The 18,117-nt window shown below is 41.1% G+C and carries 16 protein-coding genes and 1 riboswitch; of the genes, 12 read left to right on the top strand and 4 right to left on the bottom strand.

Annotated features, from left to right (window positions below; translation table 11 throughout):
- The first annotated feature begins 103 nt into the window (after positions 1-103).
- The 4 genes from era (at position 104) to AC04Q1_RS16935 (ending at position 3,739) form a co-directional block, all read left to right on the top strand.
- On the top strand, positions 104-1,000 hold the full coding sequence (gene era, locus AC04Q1_RS16950) for a GTPase Era (RefSeq protein WP_478365765.1): 897 nt from the start codon (positions 104-106) through the stop codon (positions 998-1,000).
- Between the two features lie 16 nt (positions 1,001-1,016).
- Entirely contained in the window at positions 1,017-1,523 is a 507-nt protein-coding gene (locus tag AC04Q1_RS16945) for a TlpA family protein disulfide reductase (protein ID WP_478365764.1), read from the top strand.
- Between the two features lie 155 nt (positions 1,524-1,678).
- On the top strand, positions 1,679-2,980 hold the full coding sequence (der, locus tag AC04Q1_RS16940) for a ribosome biogenesis GTPase Der (RefSeq protein WP_478365763.1): 1,302 nt from the start codon (positions 1,679-1,681) through the stop codon (positions 2,978-2,980).
- Positions 2,981-3,229: 249 nt separating this feature from the next.
- Entirely contained in the window at positions 3,230-3,739 is a 510-nt protein-coding gene (locus AC04Q1_RS16935) for a GNAT family N-acetyltransferase (RefSeq protein WP_478365762.1), read from the top strand.
- Between the two features lie 105 nt (positions 3,740-3,844).
- On the opposite strand, the gene AC04Q1_RS16930 is transcribed toward AC04Q1_RS16935, so the two are convergent.
- From AC04Q1_RS16930 to AC04Q1_RS16915, 4 genes are all read right to left on the bottom strand, one after another.
- Positions 3,845-4,351, bottom strand: a complete 507-nt coding sequence (locus AC04Q1_RS16930; RefSeq protein ID WP_478365761.1) for a GNAT family N-acetyltransferase — start codon at positions 4,349-4,351, stop codon at positions 3,845-3,847.
- 270 nt (positions 4,352-4,621) lie between these two features.
- Positions 4,622-5,218 carry a short chain dehydrogenase gene (locus tag AC04Q1_RS16925; protein WP_478365760.1) on the bottom strand — a complete coding sequence of 199 codons (597 nt, stop codon included), beginning with the start codon at positions 5,216-5,218 and terminating at the stop codon, positions 4,622-4,624.
- Between the two features lie 70 nt (positions 5,219-5,288).
- Entirely contained in the window at positions 5,289-6,422 is a 1,134-nt protein-coding gene (locus AC04Q1_RS16920) for a histidine decarboxylase (RefSeq protein WP_478365759.1), read from the bottom strand.
- Positions 6,423-6,572: 150 nt separating this feature from the next.
- Positions 6,573-8,180 (bottom strand): S41 family peptidase, encoded by a 1,608-nt coding sequence (locus tag AC04Q1_RS16915; protein WP_478365758.1) that lies wholly within the window; start codon positions 8,178-8,180, stop codon positions 6,573-6,575.
- Between the two features lie 190 nt (positions 8,181-8,370).
- Between AC04Q1_RS16915 and murQ the strand changes: the two genes are divergently transcribed.
- The 8 genes from murQ (at position 8,371) to AC04Q1_RS16875 (ending at position 18,091) form a co-directional block, all read left to right on the top strand.
- Positions 8,371-9,174 (top strand): N-acetylmuramic acid 6-phosphate etherase, encoded by an 804-nt coding sequence (gene murQ, locus AC04Q1_RS16910; RefSeq protein WP_478365757.1) that lies wholly within the window; start codon positions 8,371-8,373, stop codon positions 9,172-9,174.
- 86 nt (positions 9,175-9,260) lie between these two features.
- Positions 9,261-9,827 carry a hypothetical protein gene (locus AC04Q1_RS16905; protein WP_316843194.1) on the top strand — a complete coding sequence of 189 codons (567 nt, stop codon included), beginning with the start codon at positions 9,261-9,263 and terminating at the stop codon, positions 9,825-9,827.
- Positions 9,828-9,865: 38 nt separating this feature from the next.
- Positions 9,866-10,621, top strand: a complete 756-nt coding sequence (locus AC04Q1_RS16900) for a Bax inhibitor-1/YccA family protein (protein ID WP_478365756.1) — start codon at positions 9,866-9,868, stop codon at positions 10,619-10,621.
- Between the two features lie 113 nt (positions 10,622-10,734).
- Positions 10,735-10,840, top strand: a riboswitch (SAM riboswitch).
- Positions 10,841-10,978: 138 nt separating this feature from the next.
- Entirely contained in the window at positions 10,979-14,683 is a 3,705-nt protein-coding gene (gene metH, locus AC04Q1_RS16895; RefSeq protein ID WP_478365755.1) for a methionine synthase, read from the top strand.
- Between the two features lie 73 nt (positions 14,684-14,756).
- Positions 14,757-15,710, top strand: coding sequence for a methylenetetrahydrofolate reductase [NAD(P)H] (metF, locus tag AC04Q1_RS16890; protein ID WP_478365754.1), 954 nt, complete (start codon positions 14,757-14,759; stop codon positions 15,708-15,710).
- A 150-nt stretch (positions 15,711-15,860) separates the two neighbouring features.
- Complete coding sequence (locus tag AC04Q1_RS16885) at positions 15,861-17,252, top strand: pyridoxal phosphate-dependent decarboxylase family protein (protein WP_478365753.1); 1,392 nt, start codon at positions 15,861-15,863, stop codon at positions 17,250-17,252.
- 45 nt (positions 17,253-17,297) lie between these two features.
- Positions 17,298-17,600 (top strand): hypothetical protein, encoded by a 303-nt coding sequence (locus AC04Q1_RS16880; protein WP_478365752.1) that lies wholly within the window; start codon positions 17,298-17,300, stop codon positions 17,598-17,600.
- 77 nt (positions 17,601-17,677) lie between these two features.
- A complete protein-coding gene (locus tag AC04Q1_RS16875; protein ID WP_478365751.1) occupies positions 17,678-18,091 on the top strand; it encodes a tail fiber domain-containing protein in 414 nt (137 codons plus the stop codon).
- Positions 18,092-18,117 lie beyond the last annotated feature (26 nt).

The raw sequence follows: 18,117 nt of genomic DNA, 5'->3' as shown, positions 1-18,117 counted from the left end.
TCGTTTTTTTGTTTGAATTAAATCCTTAACTCTGTTTCCGAATTGGAATGCAAAGATATAATTCGTTTCTTTGTGCTGCAAATTTTTTTTAAAAAATATTTTAATGGCGCATAAAGCAGGTTTTGTTAGTATAATAGGTAAACCAAATGTAGGTAAATCCACCCTCATGAATGTGCTTGTAGGCGAGCGACTTAGCATTATCACCCCTAAGGCACAAACCACAAGACACCGCATTTTAGGAATCGTAAATGAAGAAGAATATCAGATTGTTTTCTCTGATACACCGGGTATAATTAAGCCAAAATACAGTTTACAAGAGAGTATGATGAGCTTTGTTAACGGATCTTTGACAGATGCCGACCTACTTTTGTTCGTAACCGACATCAATGAAGAGCATGATGAGGAAGACGTTCTGGAAAAAATACTGAACCGCAATATCCCAACAATTGTACTCATTAATAAAATTGACCAGGCAAAGCAGGAAAAGGTTGAAGAGAAGATTGCTTACTGGCAGGATAAGTTGAACCCGGTTGCGATTTATGCAATTTCGGCTTTACATAAACACAATGTCGACGGATTATTGGAGCGCATGCTCGAAATGTTGCCTGAACATCCACCGTATTACGACAAAGAAGATTTAACAGACCGCTCGGAGCGTTTCTTTGTTTCGGAGATCATCCGCGAAAAAATCTTCCTGAATTATCAGAAAGAAATCCCTTACAGCACCGAAGTGATTGTAAAGAGTTTTAAGGAAGAAGAGATGAAAAATGGCAAAGGTGCCATGATCCGGATTACTGCAGAAATTGTGGTAGAACGCGATTCGCAAAAGAACATTTTAATTGGTACTGCGGGTAGTATGCTGAAGAAGGTGGGTACCGAAGCCCGTTTAGAAATCGAGAAATTTTTGGACAGTAAGGTTTTCCTGGAAATGTTCGTAAAAGTAATCCCTGATTGGAGAAGCAAAAAGAATTACCTGAAAAGCTTTGGTTACGATAATTAATTTCGATTTTTAATAGATGAAAAGAAGTTTAACGTTTCTCTTGCTGCTAATGGGTACTGTAGCATTTGCCCAGGAATCAAACAATGGTAAAAAATTGTGGGCAAAATCCATCCTGAATGAAAAAGCACCAGAACTGGTGGTCGAAAAATGGATTTCAAAACAACCCGATATCAAGGGGAAGTTTGTATTGATCGATTTTTGGGCAACCTGGTGTGGGCCATGCAGGGCATATATTCCTACATTGAACGATATTCAGAAAAAATATGCTGATAAGATCGTGATTATTGGCGTTTCTGACGAGACCGCAGAAAAAGTTGAAGCTTTTAACAATCCAAAAATCAATTATTTCGAAGCGATAGACACCAAAGGTACCGTAAAAGATTCGCTTCAGGTTAAAGGCATTCCGCATGCGATTTTGATCGATCCGAAAGGAATCGTGCGATGGGAAGGCTTCCCGTTATTACAAGGAAACGAATTAACCGAAGAGGTGATAAAAGGACTTTTAGATAAGTATAAAAATTAATATTAATAAAGGTTACAAAAAATTACCGTACCTTTGCAGCCCGAAATAAATCGGTTAGTAGTTGATAGTCAATGGCTGATAGCCAAATAGTTTGAGCAGCTTGCCCAAACACCACGACCGTTAACTATAAGCCATTAACTATCAATAGAACACCCATGAGTAACATTATAGCCATCGTAGGCAGGCCAAACGTAGGCAAGAGCACCCTTTTTAATAGACTAACAGAAAGCCGTAAGGCCATTGTTGATGATATAAGCGGCGTAACCCGCGACAGGCATTACGGCGTGGGTGAGTGGACCGACAGACAGTTTACCGTAATTGATACCGGTGGTTATGTAGCCAACTCGGAAGATGTTTACGAAGCAGCCATCCGCGAGCAGGTAATGATCGCCATCGAAGAAGCCAGTGTATTGATCTTCATGGTTGATGTAACTACAGGCATCACCGATCTGGATGATGACATTGCCCAGGTATTACGCAGAAGTAACAAACCCGTTTATGTTTGCGCAAATAAAGTAGATAATACCGCTCTATATAACGAAATCCATACTTTTTATGGCTTCGGATTAGGAGATGTATATGCATTATCATCAATGACGGGTTCCGGAACAGGTGAGTTGTTGGATGAGGTTGTTAAAAACTTCGAAGACATTCCTGAAGAAGAAAACCAATTGCCTAAAATTACCATCGCAGGTCGCCCGAATGTGGGTAAATCTTCTTTGGTTAATGCATTGATCGGTAAAGAACGTAATATTGTTACCGCAAATGCAGGTACCACCCGCGATTCGATCAAAATCCATTATAACCAGTTCGGTCATGAGTTCATGTTGATCGATACCGCCGGATTACGTAAAAAAACCAAGGTTAAAGAAAACTTAGAGTTTTATTCGGTAATGCGTACCATCAAAGCTTTAGAAGAGGCTGATGTTGTGGTATTGATGATCGATGCTGTTGAAGGGATCGAAAGTCAGGATATCAATATCTTCCACCTGGCCGAAAAGAACAAAAAAGGTATCGTAATTTTGGTGAATAAATGGGATCTGATCGAAAAGAATACCCAAACCATGAAAGCTTTCGAAGAGCAGATCCACGAGCGTATCCGCCCTTTTACAGATGTGCCAATCATTTTTACTTCAGTATTAAACAAGCAACGTATCTTCAAAGCCATTGAAGCTGCCTTAGAGGTTTATAAAAACCGTAGTAAGAAAATTCCTACATCTAAATTAAATGATGTGATGTTGCCGTTGATCGAGAAATTCCCACCACCGGCATTAAAAGGTAAACACATTAAGATAAAATATATCACGCAGATTAATGCTACTTCGCCAATGTTTGCCTTTTTCTGCAACTTGCCGCAGTACATTAAAGATCCGTATAAACGTTTCATTGAGAATAAACTGAGGGAAAACTTCGATTTTTCTGGCGCACCGATCCAGATTTATTTTAGACAGAAATAGTTTTAAAGTTGAGGGTTAAAAGGCGGAAGGCTTACAACACTGAAAATAATTAAAAAAGGGCTGCATTCATAGCGAGGGCAGCCCTTTTTTTGTTTATTGTGTTCGTCGAGATTTGCAATCTCGTCGTATTTTGCTGTGGCTTCGAAATCCACAAAAGTTTGAACTCCAAAGAGGGATTGCAAATCCCGACTTAACGTTACAAATCCCAGCTAACCTAACAGGATAAAAATTTACGCTTACCTTTGCAGTATGCAACTTCAAGTACAAAATAGCCTTTCAAACGATATCGGTACCATTTTCGAATTTTATAATATGGCTATTGTCCACCAGAAAAAGGTATTTAATAAACATTGGCAGGGCTTCAGCAGAGCGTTGGTGCAGACCGAAATCGACGAGAACCGCCAGTATAAAATTTTGGTTGATGGTGTTGTAGCCTGTGTATTTGCGGTTACCTATGATGATCAGTTAATTTGGGGCGACCGTGATCATGATGCCATTTACATCCATAGGATCGTAACCCATCCCGAATTTAGGGGCTATGCTTTTGTTAAGGAAATTATTAAGTGGGCCAAAGTTCATGCCGCAAAGCATAACCTCAGATTTATCAGAATGGATACCTGGGCAGACAATGAAAAACTGCTCGAATATTATACCGGCTGCGGCTTCGATTATGTAGGTGTAGTTACCATGGAAAAAACAGATGGTTTACCCAAACATTATGAAGGTATCAGTTTAAGTTTGTTTGAGATCGTGGTGTAGCATATTGAAGCTTATATTCTGGCACCCTAGTTAAAAAATGTCTATTAAGAAATTTTTCCGTGATCATCCGTGTCTCCGTGGCAAAATTAATCCACATTTGTAAACTTATTTCAGCTCAATCTTCCAGCTCAACATATCATCCACTTCCCCAATATGGATAAAGTTGTTTTTTTCTAGGATAGAATAAGAAGCCACGTTGTCTTTTGTGGTCGCCGCGAAAACCGATTTCACTTTTGGTTGTTCCTTTGCCCACTCGATTAATCTGCCAACGGCCTCGGTCATAAAACCCTTGCCTCTAAATTCTTCGTAGGTGCCATAACCAATTTCAATTTCGCCGCTTGGATCAGGTTCGCCAACAAAACAGATATCGCCAACCATTCTTTGGTCGGGTTTGGAGATGATCGTCCATAAAGTATGGTACAGGTAATCTTTATCCTTATCAAAAACGTTGGGTAAAATGGTTTCCTCTAAAGCATCGTGCAAAGAAGGCGAGATGTTTTTCTTGGTTGGTAAAAGGCCGAATTCTTTCTCCAGTGAATGATCATCCTTAATATATTTTAAAAGTTGATCGTGTGTGAGGGGCTTTAAAATGAGGCGTTCGGTTTCTATCATACTGGCAAATTGTGGAAGCTAATTTAATGGTTTTTATGGAGGGCATGCAGGTTACAGCTTTAATTTTTCTTAACGGTTTCATTAAATAATAGTCGGATTTGAAACGGACATTATTCGGGTACAATTGTCACAGCTCCGTCTGGGATCCGAAGAAGGTCCGAAGAGGATCCGAACCAACCCTAAGTTTTCCCCGCCATGCCGGCATGGAATGGCGGGTGATTAGGAACAAAATTGAATGTTCATCTTTTTGCGGGAAGATCGTAATGTATACTAATACACCTTGATCACCTGACCGGTAACTATACCTAAAACACTTTTCTCAAAAGCTTTAACCACTTTATCCATCGTTACCGGAATTTCGCCTGGGAAAGAATTGAAATATGCTGGCGAATCTTCTACTACGTTTGGGCTCACTACATTTAAGCGGACACCATTTTCGAGCTCGGGCGCGGCTGCGATCACAAAGGAGTTTAATCCACCGTTTATGGCACTCAGTGCAGAGCCGGCAGCAACCGGATGATCGGCCAGTATGCCTGAGATTAAGCTAAATGAACCGCCTTTGTTAATATAACGCTGACCGATCAGTACGAGATTAACCTGGCCCAGTAACTTATCCAGCAATCCGCTTTTAAATACTTCGCCCGTCATTTGACTTACCGGGGCAAAAGGACCTTTTCCGCTGGTACTGATCAGGGCATCAAAGGGGCCAATCTGTTCGAACATCGCTTTGATGGAATCTTCGTTGGTAATATCCACCCGAACATCACCTTTGGTATTTCCTACTCTGATGACTTCATGTTTTTGCGCAAAAGCCTCGGCTACTTTTTTGCCCAAAGTTCCTGTTGCGCCTACAATTATTATTTTCATGGCTATTGATTTTATAGCTAAATTTAGTGTAGGTGTTAAACATTTAGGTCGTTCAAAAGTTTGTTTCTCGTTAATCTTGCAACACCATTTCGGTATTTATTTCAGCCATAAAAAGATCGATATGTGCCCTGCTTACATTTGGCATGCAAATGATATGCGAATTGCCCTGTTCAGCTGCCAATTGCCACTTTTTGCAAATTGCTATCGATGGGGTAGGGAAGTTTACGGTGATGGCATTGGGGTTTCGCCATGCCGCGATACCCATCTCTTTAAATTTTTCTTCCGTGTATGCTGCCGTGGCCAAGCTGTGCAATGCCCTGCTTTTTAAACCTGCAATGCCCAAACGTTTAATGGTGTGCCATAAAAACAGTGGACTGTGTCCATTCCGCGATCCGGTAATGGTGGTATCCATACTGCCGATATAGGCTACAGAACGGGCAATCCGGTCGCGGTTCGATTTTTTGGCAACCACCACTCCGCATGGCATCGGTGAGCCAAAAAACTTATGCCCGCTAATGGCAATGCTATCAGCACCGTCTTCAAAATCGAAGGCAGGTCTTGGTTCGATCAATGCACTATAAGTGCCGGAAAGTGCCGCATCGGCATGGATATAATAATGTTGTATGGCTAAACTTTTTAAAATGGTTTTAATTTTCGCTACATCATCGCGGGCCTCCGTCATGGTGGTGCCGATATTGGCCATAATGATTACGGGCATGTGGCGGTTCATCCTGATGGTATGTTCCAGGTCTTCATAATCGATCTCCCCATTTTCTTGTGTACGGATCACAATGTTTGGCATGTTGAGTAAATGGAGGTTCTTCTGCACGCTGTAATGGGTAGCTTCAGAATAGTAAACCATTCCCTTTGGGTGCAATTCGCGCGCCAGGTATAAACCATATAAATTTCCCTCAGAGCCACCATTGGTGACATAACCCCACCAGTTATCGGCAGGTGCGCGAAACAGTTCGGCAAAAAACTGAACTACCTCTTTTTCCAGCTCACGCGATCCCACACCATAGGTTGAAGCAACAAAAGGATCCCCAAGATTATTCATCGGGTATTTTAAGAAATCGGATAAGGCTTGATAGTCGAAATCTTTAGAAACCGGATAACCTAAAAATAAATCGGTCTGTTTCTTAACTTTTGTCAATAGATCGTTTAATACCTGTTGATCTTTTGCCTGTAATTTGCTCGCTTCCATGATATATGATTTGCAGGCAAAATTAGTTAAACGAAATATAGTATTAAATTTAATATTAAATTAAGAATATTATATTGTATTTGAAGTATTTTTTGGAATTATAATTCTTTTTAGATTCGATTTGTATGCTTAAAGAAATATAAAATATGGTTACTGCAGATTAAGAAGCGCCTGCCTTACCGCATTATCGTTTTGATTCGCCGCTTTATAATAGCCCACATCGCCCAAATAATAGCGGCAAAGCAGCGCTTTTAAATCGTTTAGGATAATGGTTTTCGAGTTGTACAACTGAAAACGGTCTATAGGCACATTTTTGCGCTGAAGAAATCCGATAAAATCTTTAAAGTCGTTATCGTTTATGGTAAAGATGTTAATATTCTGCTCTACAAAACTTGCACTGTATTTATTGGTCAAAACGTTAAATACATAATCAGAAAGTACTTTTTTGCTCACCAGATTGCTGTAAAATTTATTGTAGCCATTGGTGTCTAACTTTACAAAAACATCGGGTTGTATACCACCAAGAGGTTTGATCTTTCTGATGGGCTGAACATTTACGCCTTCTGTTTTTTCAATTGAATCCTGAAAAGAGGTACGGTCGCCGGTTAACTCTCCATCGGTCATGCGTTCATCCAGCTCATGTTTGTAAGCATCATAGCCTTTTTTATAGGATTTTTGGATGCTGCGCCCCGAAGGGGTGTAATACCTGGCAATGGTCAAGTTTAGTGCCGAGCCATCGCCAAAGGCAAATTGCTCTTGTACCAGGCCTTTACCGAAAGAGCGGCGGCCTACGATAATGCCCCGACCTAAATCCTGAATGGCCCCGGCTACAATCTCACTGGCAGAAGCTGTATTTTCGTTAATTAGTATCGCCAGTTTGCCATTTTGGAAGGCCCCTGTTCCGGTCGAAAAATAATCGGTACGCGGTTCGTGTTTACCTTGCGTATATACAATAAGTTTATTTTCGGCCAGGAACTGATCGGCCAGACCTGTAGCTGCGGTAAAATAACCACCACCGTTATCGCGCAGATCGAGGATCAGTTTTTTCATGCCCCTGGCTTTAAGGTTATTTGCAGCCACAGAGAAATCGTTATCGGTATTGGCCCCAAATTTACTGATGCGCACGTAACCCGTTTCATTGTTGATCATATAAGCCGCATCAATACTGCTGATGTTTACTTTGCCGCGGGTTACCATAATGCGGTTGCTCTGCGTGATGCCCGGGTGTAAAAGGGTTACACTCACGCCTGTTCCGGACCGGCCTTTAAAGCGGCCAACAAGCTGGTCTTTTGGTAAGTTTCTTCCACTCACTACCGTAGTGTCGATACTCAGGATCTTATCCCCCAGTTTTATCCCCGCCTGATAAGCAGGCCCGTCTTTAACCACGCCGGTAACCATCATGGTATCGTTAAGCATGTAATATTCGATCCCTACCCCTTCAAAGTTTCCTTCCAGGTTATCGGTCATGTCCTGCACATCGGTTGGTGGCAGGTAAACGCTATGTGGATCAAGCTGATGCAAAACGCTATCGATGGGTAAGTTTTGAAGCGAATCGGTATTGATGTCATCAACATAGTTACCGTTGATGATATGGAGGATTTCATTTAGTTTCTCATCGCTGTTGCTGGCCAGCTGAGGACTTTTTTTAACACCAAAGCCTTGATCTTTAATGAATTTTATGCCCAAAAACATACCCACTATTAAAATTACAGAATAGCTTACAGCGATCAGTACGTTATTGCGGGTATTTTTTTTCATCAGCGTTAGTACAAATTTATGAAAATAAGCGGGTTGATATATTTTTTAACTGCATTTTCGTGTCTTTTGTTTATAATATTTAACATTAATTAACGCATAGAAGAGGAGGATTGAAATTTATGACATATATTTTTGGATTTTTAGGGTAGTTTTTAGAAAGAATTTACCGAATTTTATCAAAATTAAATTTATGAACAGAGTTACCGAGCAAGAATCTAATTACAACCATATCGAGCAGATGTCGGTTTTAGAAGTTCTGCAGGACATTAATAATGAGGATAAAACTGTTGCTTTTGCAGTGGAAAAATCTTTGCCTCAGATTGAAAAATTAACTTCGGCGGTTGCCGAGCGGATGAAAAAAGGTGGCCGTCTTTTTTATATAGGTGCTGGTACCAGCGGCCGTTTAGGGGTAGTAGATGCATCCGAATGTCCGCCAACTTATGGCGTGCCTTTTGATTGGGTTGTGGGTATTATCGCAGGTGGCGATACTGCCATCAGAAAAGCGGTAGAGTTTGCCGAAGATGATGCCGAGCAGGCCTGGAAAGATCTGCAGGAATTCAATATCAATGAAAAAGATTGTTTAGTGGGGCTCGCAGCTTCAGGCACTACCCCATATGTAATCGGTGGATTGAACACTGCCCGTAAACATGGTATTTTAACCGGCTGTATTGTATGCAATATCGGCGGGCCTATTGCTGCAGAATCGGATTTCCCGGTTGAGGTGGTGGTTGGGCCAGAATTTGTGACCGGTTCTACCCGGATGAAATCGGGCACGGCGCAGAAACTGGTGTTAAACATGTTGAGTACGACCGTAATGGTACAGTTAGGGCGTGTAGTGGGCAACAAGATGGTGGATATGCAGTTAACGAACCATAAACTGGTAGACCGTGGTACACAAATGGTTGCCGATGAACTGAATATCGGTTACGATAAAGCCGCCGAATTGCTAACCCGCTACGGAAGCGTACGGAAGGCCGTAGAAGCAGGACACTGAGAAATGATAGAATGAGAGAAACAGGGAATGTAGAATAACCTTAACATTCAGCCACTCACAATTCAGTTATTCAATAATTAAAAACTATGCACGAGATTGAGCCGTATTACCAGTGGAGAGATGATTATATCTCGGCAGAAGATGAGCGTTCGCCATTTTACAATACCGAATATTCGGAACTTTATTTTGATAAGCAGATATATAACTTTTTATTGCATCCGCAATGGGATGAATTTGGTTCGAATACCCTTTACATGAAGGTGTTGTACGCCGATTACGACCGCAGTTATGCCATTATCGAATTTATAGGCGAATGGAACGATGCCATTAACAACGACATTATGTTAATGAAGCGTGATATTTTAGAGCTGATGATGGATGAAGGCATCAATAAATTTATCCTGATTGGTGAAAATGTATTAAATTTCCATGCTTCTGACGACAGTTATTATGAAGAGTGGTTTCAGGAAGTAGAAGATGGCTGGATTGTTGGTGTAAACTTTCAGGAACATGTAATTGCCGAATTCAGGGATAATAACATCGACTATTACATTAACTTTGGCGGTGCTTTTGACAACCTGCCATGGCGCACATTAAAACCCCTGCAGTTCTATAAAAAAGTTGAAGAACTGCTGACAAAAAGATTAAACTAAATAGTTATTTTTATATAGTTAAATACACAAAATTTAAAATGGAACAACAAAATTATCAATATCAGGACAACAGTGTTTTTGTACAGGAAAAATCTGTTTCTAAAAAATTCTTTGCAAACGTTTTCTTATGGATGTTTGTTGCATTGAGTTTATCTACAGTAGCTGCATATCTTTTCGGAACCAACGCGGAGTTAATGCAATATCTTTTAAATATTAATCCTACAACAGGCAAAGTAAGTATGTCAGTTTTTGGCTATGTGGCCATGTTTGCACCGCTTGGTCTGGTGATGTTAATGGGCTTTGGATTAAGCAGGTTATCGTTACCTGCATTAATTGGGGTTTTTGTACTTTACTCGGTATTGACTGGTGTAAGCTTAAGTTTTATATTATTAACCTATACTTCAGGATCGGTAGTAAGCTGTTTTGCAGGTGCTGCAGGCATATTCGGTATAATGGCATTTATGGGTTATACCACCAATATCGATCTCAGCAAGTTTGGGCCAATTTTAATGGTTGGGGTAATTGGTTTAGTGATTGCCATGGTTATTAATATGTTTATTCAAAGCGAACAGTTCAGTTTGTTTATGGCTTTTATTGGTATTGCAATATTTACAGCGTTAACTGCTTATGATGTGCAAAAAATTAAACGAATCGGTGAAGGTATTGAAGCGAGTGGAGAGCAGGTTCTTCAGATCGAATCAAAGAAAATGGCTATTGTTGCCGCTTTATCTTTATACCTGGATTTCTTAAATATCTTCCTTTTCTTATTGCGTATTTTCGGAAGCAGGAAGTAGTCAGGGACAGAACAATATTCTTAAGGCTGCGCAGTTTTGCGTGGCCTTTGTAATTTTATTTGGGCGCAAAGCGATAAATTTTGGAATTGATGTAGCTTTGTTGCATTTTTGTGTGCTTATTAAGAAAGACGGAGGGATTAGACCCAACGAAGTCTTAGCAACCTGTAACCGTACAAGGTGCTAAATTCTATCCCGGATACATTCGGGACCAGATAAGTTTAGGATTACGATTCACGTACCAACTTTTTAGATAAGCCTTTTTTTGAGATTTGAGAGGATAGACATGAGATTTAAGACATAAGTTATGCTTAATCATTCTCATATCGCCTATCTCAATTCTCATATCTAACGACAAGAATGAGCATAAGAGAAGAATTAGAAAAACGTATTTTGGTGATTGATGGTGCAATGGGTACCATGATTCAGCGATATACTTTAAGCGAAGACGATTTTAGGGGAGAGCGATTTAAAAACCATCCCTGTGATGTAAAAGGCAATAACGATTTGCTCAATATCACACGTCCGGATATTATTAAAACTATACACCTGGAGTACCTGGCGTCTGGTGCCGATATTATCGAAACCAATACTTTCAGTACCCAGCGCATTTCGATGGCCGATTACCAGATGGAAGACCTTTCATATGAAATGAGCTTCGAAGGGGCACGTGTGGCAAAAGAGGCGGTTAACGAGTTTATGGCTGCAAACCCTGATCGCAAGTGTTTTGTTGCTGGTGCTATCGGTCCAACCAACCGTACCCTTTCCATGTCGCCAAATGTAAACGACCCTGGTTTCAGGGCGGTGTATTTCGATGAGCTCGAAGCCGCTTACTATGAGCAGGTACGTGGTTTGGTAGATGGTGGTTCGGATGTGTTATTGATCGAAACCATTTTCGATACCTTAAATGCAAAAGTGGCTATTGTGGCCATTAAAAAATATGAAGAGGTAATTGGCCGTAAACTGGAGATCATGATTTCCGGTACGATTACCGATGCTTCTGGTAGAACGCTTTCTGGTCAAACGGCCGAAGCTTTTTTGAATTCTGTGATGCATGCAAAACCGCTAAGTATCGGTTTTAACTGTGCCTTGGGAGCAAAAGAAATGCGTCCGCACATCGAAGAGCTGGCGGCAAAAGCAGGATGTTATGTATCAGCTTATCCAAATGCAGGTTTACCAAATGAGTTCGGTGCTTATGATGAACAGCCGCACGAAACAGCACATTTGGTTGATGATTTTATTGCATCAGGCTTTGTGAATATTGTGGGTGGATGTTGTGGTACTACGCCTGAGCACATTGGTTGTATAGCTAAAAATGCCCGAAAAGCGGAACCGCGCAAAATACCGGTTCTTGAACCTTTTATGCGTTTAAGCGGATTAGAGCCTGTTACCATTACCCCGGAGAGTATTTTTGTAAACATTGGCGAAAGAACCAATATTACAGGATCTCCAAAATTCTCCAAACTGATTTTAGGCGGCGATTACGAAGCTGCACTGGCCGTTGCCTTACAACAGGTTGAAGGCGGTGCACAGGTAATCGATGTGAACATGGATGAAGGGATGTTGGATTCGGAAGCCGCGATGACCAAGTTTTTGAACCTCATTGCCTCTGAACCTGATATTGCGAAGCTGCCTATCATGGTCGATTCATCCAAATGGTCGGTTATTGAAAATGGCTTAAAATGTTTGCAGGGAAAAGGAATCGTAAACTCCATCTCTTTAAAAGAAGGAGAAGATAAATTCCGCGAGAGTGCCCGTAAAATTATGCAATATGGCGCGGCCGTAGTGGTGATGGCTTTTGATGAGCAGGGGCAGGCCGATAATTATGAACGTAGAAAGGAAATCTGTAAAAGAAGTTATGATATACTGGTTCACGAAATCGGTTTCCCACCTGAGGACATCATTTTCGATCCAAATATCTTAACCGTTGCAACCGGATTGGAAGAGCACAACAATTATGCTGTCGATTTTATAAATGCCACCCGTTGGATCAAAGAAAACCTGCCTCATGCTAAAGTGAGCGGAGGGGTTTCTAACATTTCTTTCTCTTTCAGGGGGAATAATACCGTTCGTGAGGCAATGCACTCCGCGTTTCTTTACCATGCTATTCAGGCGGGTTTAGATATGGGGATCGTAAATGCAGGGATGTTGGAAGTGTATCAGGAAATTCCACCCGAATTGTTAGAAAGGGTAGAAGATGTATTGTTAAACCGCAGGGATGATGCAACCGAGCGCCTGGTCGAATATGCCGATACCGTAAAATCGAAAGGTAAGGAGATTGTTAAGGATGAAGAATGGCGGAAAGGTACTGTTGAAGAGCGGTTATCGCATTCGCTGGTAAAGGGAATTGTAGAATATCTGGATGATGATGTGGAAGAAGCCCGGCAAAAATATGCCCGCCCGATCCAGGTAATTGAAGGTCCACTGATGGACGGAATGAACATTGTTGGGGATCTGTTTGGTGCCGGGAAAATGTTCTTGCCCCAGGTGGTAAAATCGGCAAGGGTAATGAAAAAAGCTGTAGCCTATTTATTGCCGTTTATTGAGCAGGAGAAACTGGACAACCCTGACCAGGATCAGAATTCATCTGCCGGAAGGGTATTAATGGCCACCGTTAAAGGTGATGTGCATGATATTGGGAAAAATATAGTGGGTGTGGTATTGGCCTGTAATAACTTCGAAATTGTAGATATGGGCGTGATGGTTCCGGCACAGGAGATCATCAAAAAAGCCAAAGAAATAAATGCCGATATTATTGGTTTAAGCGGGTTGATTACGCCTTCATTGGATGAAATGGTCCACTTTGCCAAAGAAATGGAACGCGAAGGCTTTACGATTCCATTAATTATCGGTGGAGCAACCACCTCAAGGATCCATGCTGCAGTAAAAGTAGCACCAAATTATTCTGGCCCTGCCATCCACGTGTTGGATGCATCGCGAAGTGTGACCGTTTGCAGTACCTTGATGAACCCTGAAACAAAAGACGATTATGTGGCAGGCATCAGGGCTGAATATGATAAGGCTCGCGAAGCGCATTTAAATAAGCGATCAGATAAACGTTTTAAAACGCTTGAAGAGGCACGTGAAAATAAGTTTAAAATTGATTTTCAACCCGATCTGCCTGTTCCCGAATTTACTGGTACAAAGGTTTTCGATAATTATCCTTTAGAAGAACTGGTGCCTTATATCGACTGGACGCCATTTTTCCATACCTGGGAACTTCGCGGTAGCTATCCGAAGATTTTCGATGATAAGAATGTAGGTGATGAAGCGAAGAAACTTTTTGATGATGCACAGACCTTATTAAAACGTATCCTGGATGAAAAACTGTTAACAGCGAGAGCTGTAATCGGTTTCTGGCCAGCAAATGCGGTAGGAGACGATATTGTTTTGGATGTAAAAGGTAAAATGGAAAATGGAACTGATCCATCATCCATCTTACATCAACCATCTTCCGTTGTTATACACACCCTCCGCCAACAGGCAGAAAAAGTAGATGGACAGCCTTATTACGCCTTATCTGATTTTATTGCGCCAAAAGAAAGCGGTATTCAGGATTATTTTGGTGGTTTTGCTGTAACTGCAGGTATTGGGATTGATGAACTGGTGCATGAGTTCGAGTCTAATTACGACGATTACAACAGTATTATGGCCAAAGCTTTGGCCGATCGTTTGGCTGAAGCTTTTGCAGAACGGTTACACGAACGCGTGCGTAAAGAATACTGGGGTTATGCGCAGGATGAAAACCTGAGCAATCAGGAACTGATTAAGGAAGAATATGCTGGGATCCGTCCGGCACCAGGTTATCCTGCCTGTCCGGAGCATACCGAAAAAGGTACTTTATTCCAATTGCTGGATGCCGAGAATAAAATCGGATTGCATTTAACCGAAAGTTATGCCATGTACCCAACGGCAGCGGTTAGTGGATTTTATTTCGCACACCCTGATTCGAAATATTTCGGTTTAGGAAAAATTACCAAAGACCAGATTGAAGATTACGCCATCAGAAAAAATATGCCGGTTGAAGAAGTGGAGCGGTGGTTAAGTCCGAATTTAGCTTATTAACCCCCGGTCCCTAAAGGGGAGGGAATTATATACAAATTAAAATTTAACGTCCCGATTAATCGGGATCAGGGTTATGAAGATTACAGACCATATAAAAAACGCAAAGGGTAAAACCTTATTCTCTTTTGAATTATTACCACCTGTAAAAGGGCAGAGCATCCAATGGATTTACGATGCGATAGAACCCTTATTGGAGTTTAATCCTCCGTTTATCGATGTAACATCGCTACGCGAAGATTATATTTATAAAGAACAGGCGAATGGTTTGCTGCAAAAGGTGTCTTACCGCAAGCGCCCGGGTACCATTGCCATTTGTGCAGCGATTATCCATAAATATAAAGTAGATGCGGTGCCGCACCTGATTTGTGGTGGATTTACCAAAGAGGAAACCGAGAATGCCCTGATCGATTTACAGTTTTTAGGTATAGACAATGTTCTCGCTTTGCGCGGTGATGCCCGTAAGGCAGATGGGAATTTTGTTCCTACCCCGGGCGGCCACTGTTATGCTACAGATCTGATCGAACACATTAAAAACCATAATGAAGGTAAATTTCTGCATGAAGATGTAGAAACCTTTAAAAGTGATTTCTGTATCGGTGTGGCAGGTTATCCTGAAAAACACTTCGAAGCACCTAACATGAGTACCGACTTCAAATATTTGAAAAAGAAGGTAGATGCAGGTGCAGAATTTATTGTTACGCAGATGTTTTTCGATAACCAGAAGTATTTCGATTTTGTAAAGAAATGCCGGGAAAATGATATCAATGTGCCGATTATACCAGGTTTGAAACCGATCAGTACCTTGTCGCAGTTGAATGTACTGCCTAAGATTTTCCATATCGATTTACCGGATGAGTTGACCGATGCCCTATCGCATGCCAAAAACAATAACGAGGCAAAAGAAATCGGTACAGAAGCCATGATCAAGCAATGTAAAGAACTGATCGATTTTGGTGCTCCGGTACTACACTTTTATACCATGGGCCGCCCCGAGCAGACTAAGAAGATTGCAAAGGCTATATTTTAAATTAATGTTTAGTCGGTATTTGTAATCCCGTCTGCTGATTTAATTTTTAGTGGATTTTAAATCCACGGTACAGTGCGACGAGATTACAAATCTCGACGAACAAAAGAGATGCTGAAATGAATTCAGTATGGTGACAAATTGAAGTTTATTATGAATAATTTAAATATCGACCAACAAAACCTTGATGCCATACTTACCCAGGTTAAACAGCAGGGAATAGATTATTTAAATCACATTCATGAACGCTCAACAGCCAGTTCGGGTGAAGTAGAGCTTGTTGTCGATTTAAACGAACAGGGCTTAGGCACTGTTGAAGCCTTAAAACAATTTAACCAGCGTTTCGAGCCTATTATGGTGGCCTCATCAGGACCAAGGTATTGGGGTTTTGTAACGGGAGGCACCACACCTGCTGCTATTGCAGGCGATTGGTTGTCGACCATCTACGATCAGAATACACAAAGCGCAAAAGGTGGGGGTGATATTTCTGCCACAATCGAACTGGAAACCATTCAGTTATTGCTTTCATTATTTAACCTGCCTAAAGATTTTTTTGGTGGTTTTGTAACTGGAGCTACCTTATCTAATTTTACCTGTTTGGCCGTAGCCAGACAGTGGATTGGCAAACAGCAGGGAAAAGACTTTGCACGGGAAGGATTGTCGGGCAATATAAAAGTATTCTCGGCTACACCACATTCATCGGCGATTAAATCATTATCGATGTTGGGTTTAGGTAGCGGTAATGTGATACAGGTAAAGGTAATGGAAGGTAATCGGGAGGCGCTGGATGGTGCCGATCTGGAACTGAAAATCCAAGCTTTAAACGGCGAGCCTTTTATTTTAATATCAAGTGCAGGAACGGTGAATACCGTCGACTTTGATGATTTTGAGGCGATCAATAGATTAAAGCAGAAATATAATTTCTGGTGGCATATTGATGCAGCTTTTGGAGGCTTTGCCGCTTGTTCGTCCAAATACAAACATTTAGTTAAAGGTTGGGAGCATGCGGATAGCATTACGGTCGATTGCCATAAGTGGTTAAATGTACCTTACGAAAGCGCTGTGTTCTTTGTAAAAGAAAAACATCAGTTGTTACAGGTAGAAACTTTTCAGAATGCTAATGCGGCTTATTTAGGCAATCCGATGGAGAATTTCAGTTATTTAAACTTCCTGCCGGAAAACTCCCGCCGCCTGAAAGCTTTACCAGCCTGGTTTACCTTAACCAGTTATGGGAAGCAAGGTTATCAGGAAATTGTTGAAGGCAACGTGGGGATGGCTTTACAGTTTGCCGATTTCATCAGTGAAAATCCAAACTTCGAACTGCTGGCACCTGTGCGTTTGAATACCGTTTGTTTTTCACTGACCGATGAAAATCTAGTCGCAACATTTCTAAATAAGTTAAATGCGGGTGGAAAGGTATTTATGACACCAACATTTTATAATGGAAAAAAGGGAATCCGGGCTGCCTTTGTAAATTGGCGGACATCAGCGGCAGATATCGAGCTGGCCACTGCCGCAATGCTCGAAATTCTTACAGAACTTTAACCTTAATTTTATTGTTTTTAAGGCATAGGACTTATATTTGCAATAATGAAGTTTTTTGTCTTTAAATACATGCTCATGAGCTGCATTGCACTAACTTTTCTGTTAAAAGTAAGCAATGTGGTTTCGTATTTAAGCTATTCTGCCGATAATGTTGAAGTTTTATCAACCAATGATGACGCCACAGAAAAGGAAGAAAAGAAAGTAGAAACTGAATATGCCGTTCAGCAGATCATGTTTCATGGCGAAATGTATATTCCCCTTCAAACTTCAAATAAAGTCATTATTCCCGATCATTCTTTTCAATTGGCTTACTTTCCTGAGGTCTTAACACCGCCGCCTTCAGCATAAACCAATTCTGTATGTTTATTTCCCGTGCGAAACCGCGGAACCCATTTCAATTTTAAAAATTATAATATCATATATATATGAAACGAGCAATTTCATTTGCAGTGTTGTTCATCGCTGCATCGTTAAAAATCAGTGCGCAAGAAGTTGTGCAGGACAATGTTAAACCAGTAGAAAATGCCCTTATCCAGGTTAGAAAACTTCAGCCAGTCAGTTTTAATTACGATAAAACCTGGGCAGAAAAGCTGAAGTTACCAGCCAGGCAACAATATGGCTTTGTTGGTGCTGATGTCAAAGCTGTGGTTCCGGAGATCGTTTCGGTCCAGTCAAAAGCTTACCCGGCAGGTAAAAATGCGTTTAAAAACGCGACCATTACCAAGGTGGATTACGAAAGTTTAGTTCCGCTTTTGGTGGCCAGTATAAAAGAACAGCAACAACAGATTGAGGCACTTCAGCGCGAGTTGAACACGTTAAAATCACAGAATGCTAAATAATGACGAGTCCCGATGAAAATCGGGAC

The organism is Pedobacter humicola (assembly GCF_056490705.1).
The sequence above is the reverse complement of the archived record's forward strand: the minus strand, read 5'-3'. Positions and strand labels throughout refer to the sequence as shown.

Excerpts from the sequence above, each read along its gene's own strand:
- era (WP_478365765.1), top strand. The coding sequence starts at position 104 with ATGGCGCATAAAGCAGGTTTTGTTAGTATAATAGGTAAACCAAATGTA.
- AC04Q1_RS16945 (WP_478365764.1), top strand. The coding sequence starts at position 1,017 with ATGAAAAGAAGTTTAACGTTTCTCTTGCTGCTAATGGGTACTGTAGCA.
- der (WP_478365763.1), top strand. The coding sequence starts at position 1,679 with ATGAGTAACATTATAGCCATCGTAGGCAGGCCAAACGTAGGCAAGAGC.
- AC04Q1_RS16935 (WP_478365762.1), top strand. The coding sequence starts at position 3,230 with ATGCAACTTCAAGTACAAAATAGCCTTTCAAACGATATCGGTACCATT.
- AC04Q1_RS16930 (WP_478365761.1), bottom strand. The coding sequence starts at position 4,351 with ATGATAGAAACCGAACGCCTCATTTTAAAGCCCCTCACACACGATCAA.
- AC04Q1_RS16925 (WP_478365760.1), bottom strand. The coding sequence starts at position 5,218 with ATGAAAATAATAATTGTAGGCGCAACAGGAACTTTGGGCAAAAAAGTA.
- AC04Q1_RS16920 (WP_478365759.1), bottom strand. The coding sequence starts at position 6,422 with ATGGAAGCGAGCAAATTACAGGCAAAAGATCAACAGGTATTAAACGAT.
- AC04Q1_RS16915 (WP_478365758.1), bottom strand. The coding sequence starts at position 8,180 with ATGAAAAAAAATACCCGCAATAACGTACTGATCGCTGTAAGCTATTCT.
- murQ (WP_478365757.1), top strand. The coding sequence starts at position 8,371 with ATGAACAGAGTTACCGAGCAAGAATCTAATTACAACCATATCGAGCAG.
- AC04Q1_RS16905 (WP_316843194.1), top strand. The coding sequence starts at position 9,261 with ATGCACGAGATTGAGCCGTATTACCAGTGGAGAGATGATTATATCTCG.
- AC04Q1_RS16900 (WP_478365756.1), top strand. The coding sequence starts at position 9,866 with ATGGAACAACAAAATTATCAATATCAGGACAACAGTGTTTTTGTACAG.
- metH (WP_478365755.1), top strand. The coding sequence starts at position 10,979 with ATGAGCATAAGAGAAGAATTAGAAAAACGTATTTTGGTGATTGATGGT.
- metF (WP_478365754.1), top strand. The coding sequence starts at position 14,757 with ATGAAGATTACAGACCATATAAAAAACGCAAAGGGTAAAACCTTATTC.
- AC04Q1_RS16885 (WP_478365753.1), top strand. The coding sequence starts at position 15,861 with ATGAATAATTTAAATATCGACCAACAAAACCTTGATGCCATACTTACC.
- AC04Q1_RS16880 (WP_478365752.1), top strand. The coding sequence starts at position 17,298 with ATGAAGTTTTTTGTCTTTAAATACATGCTCATGAGCTGCATTGCACTA.
- AC04Q1_RS16875 (WP_478365751.1), top strand. The coding sequence starts at position 17,678 with ATGAAACGAGCAATTTCATTTGCAGTGTTGTTCATCGCTGCATCGTTA.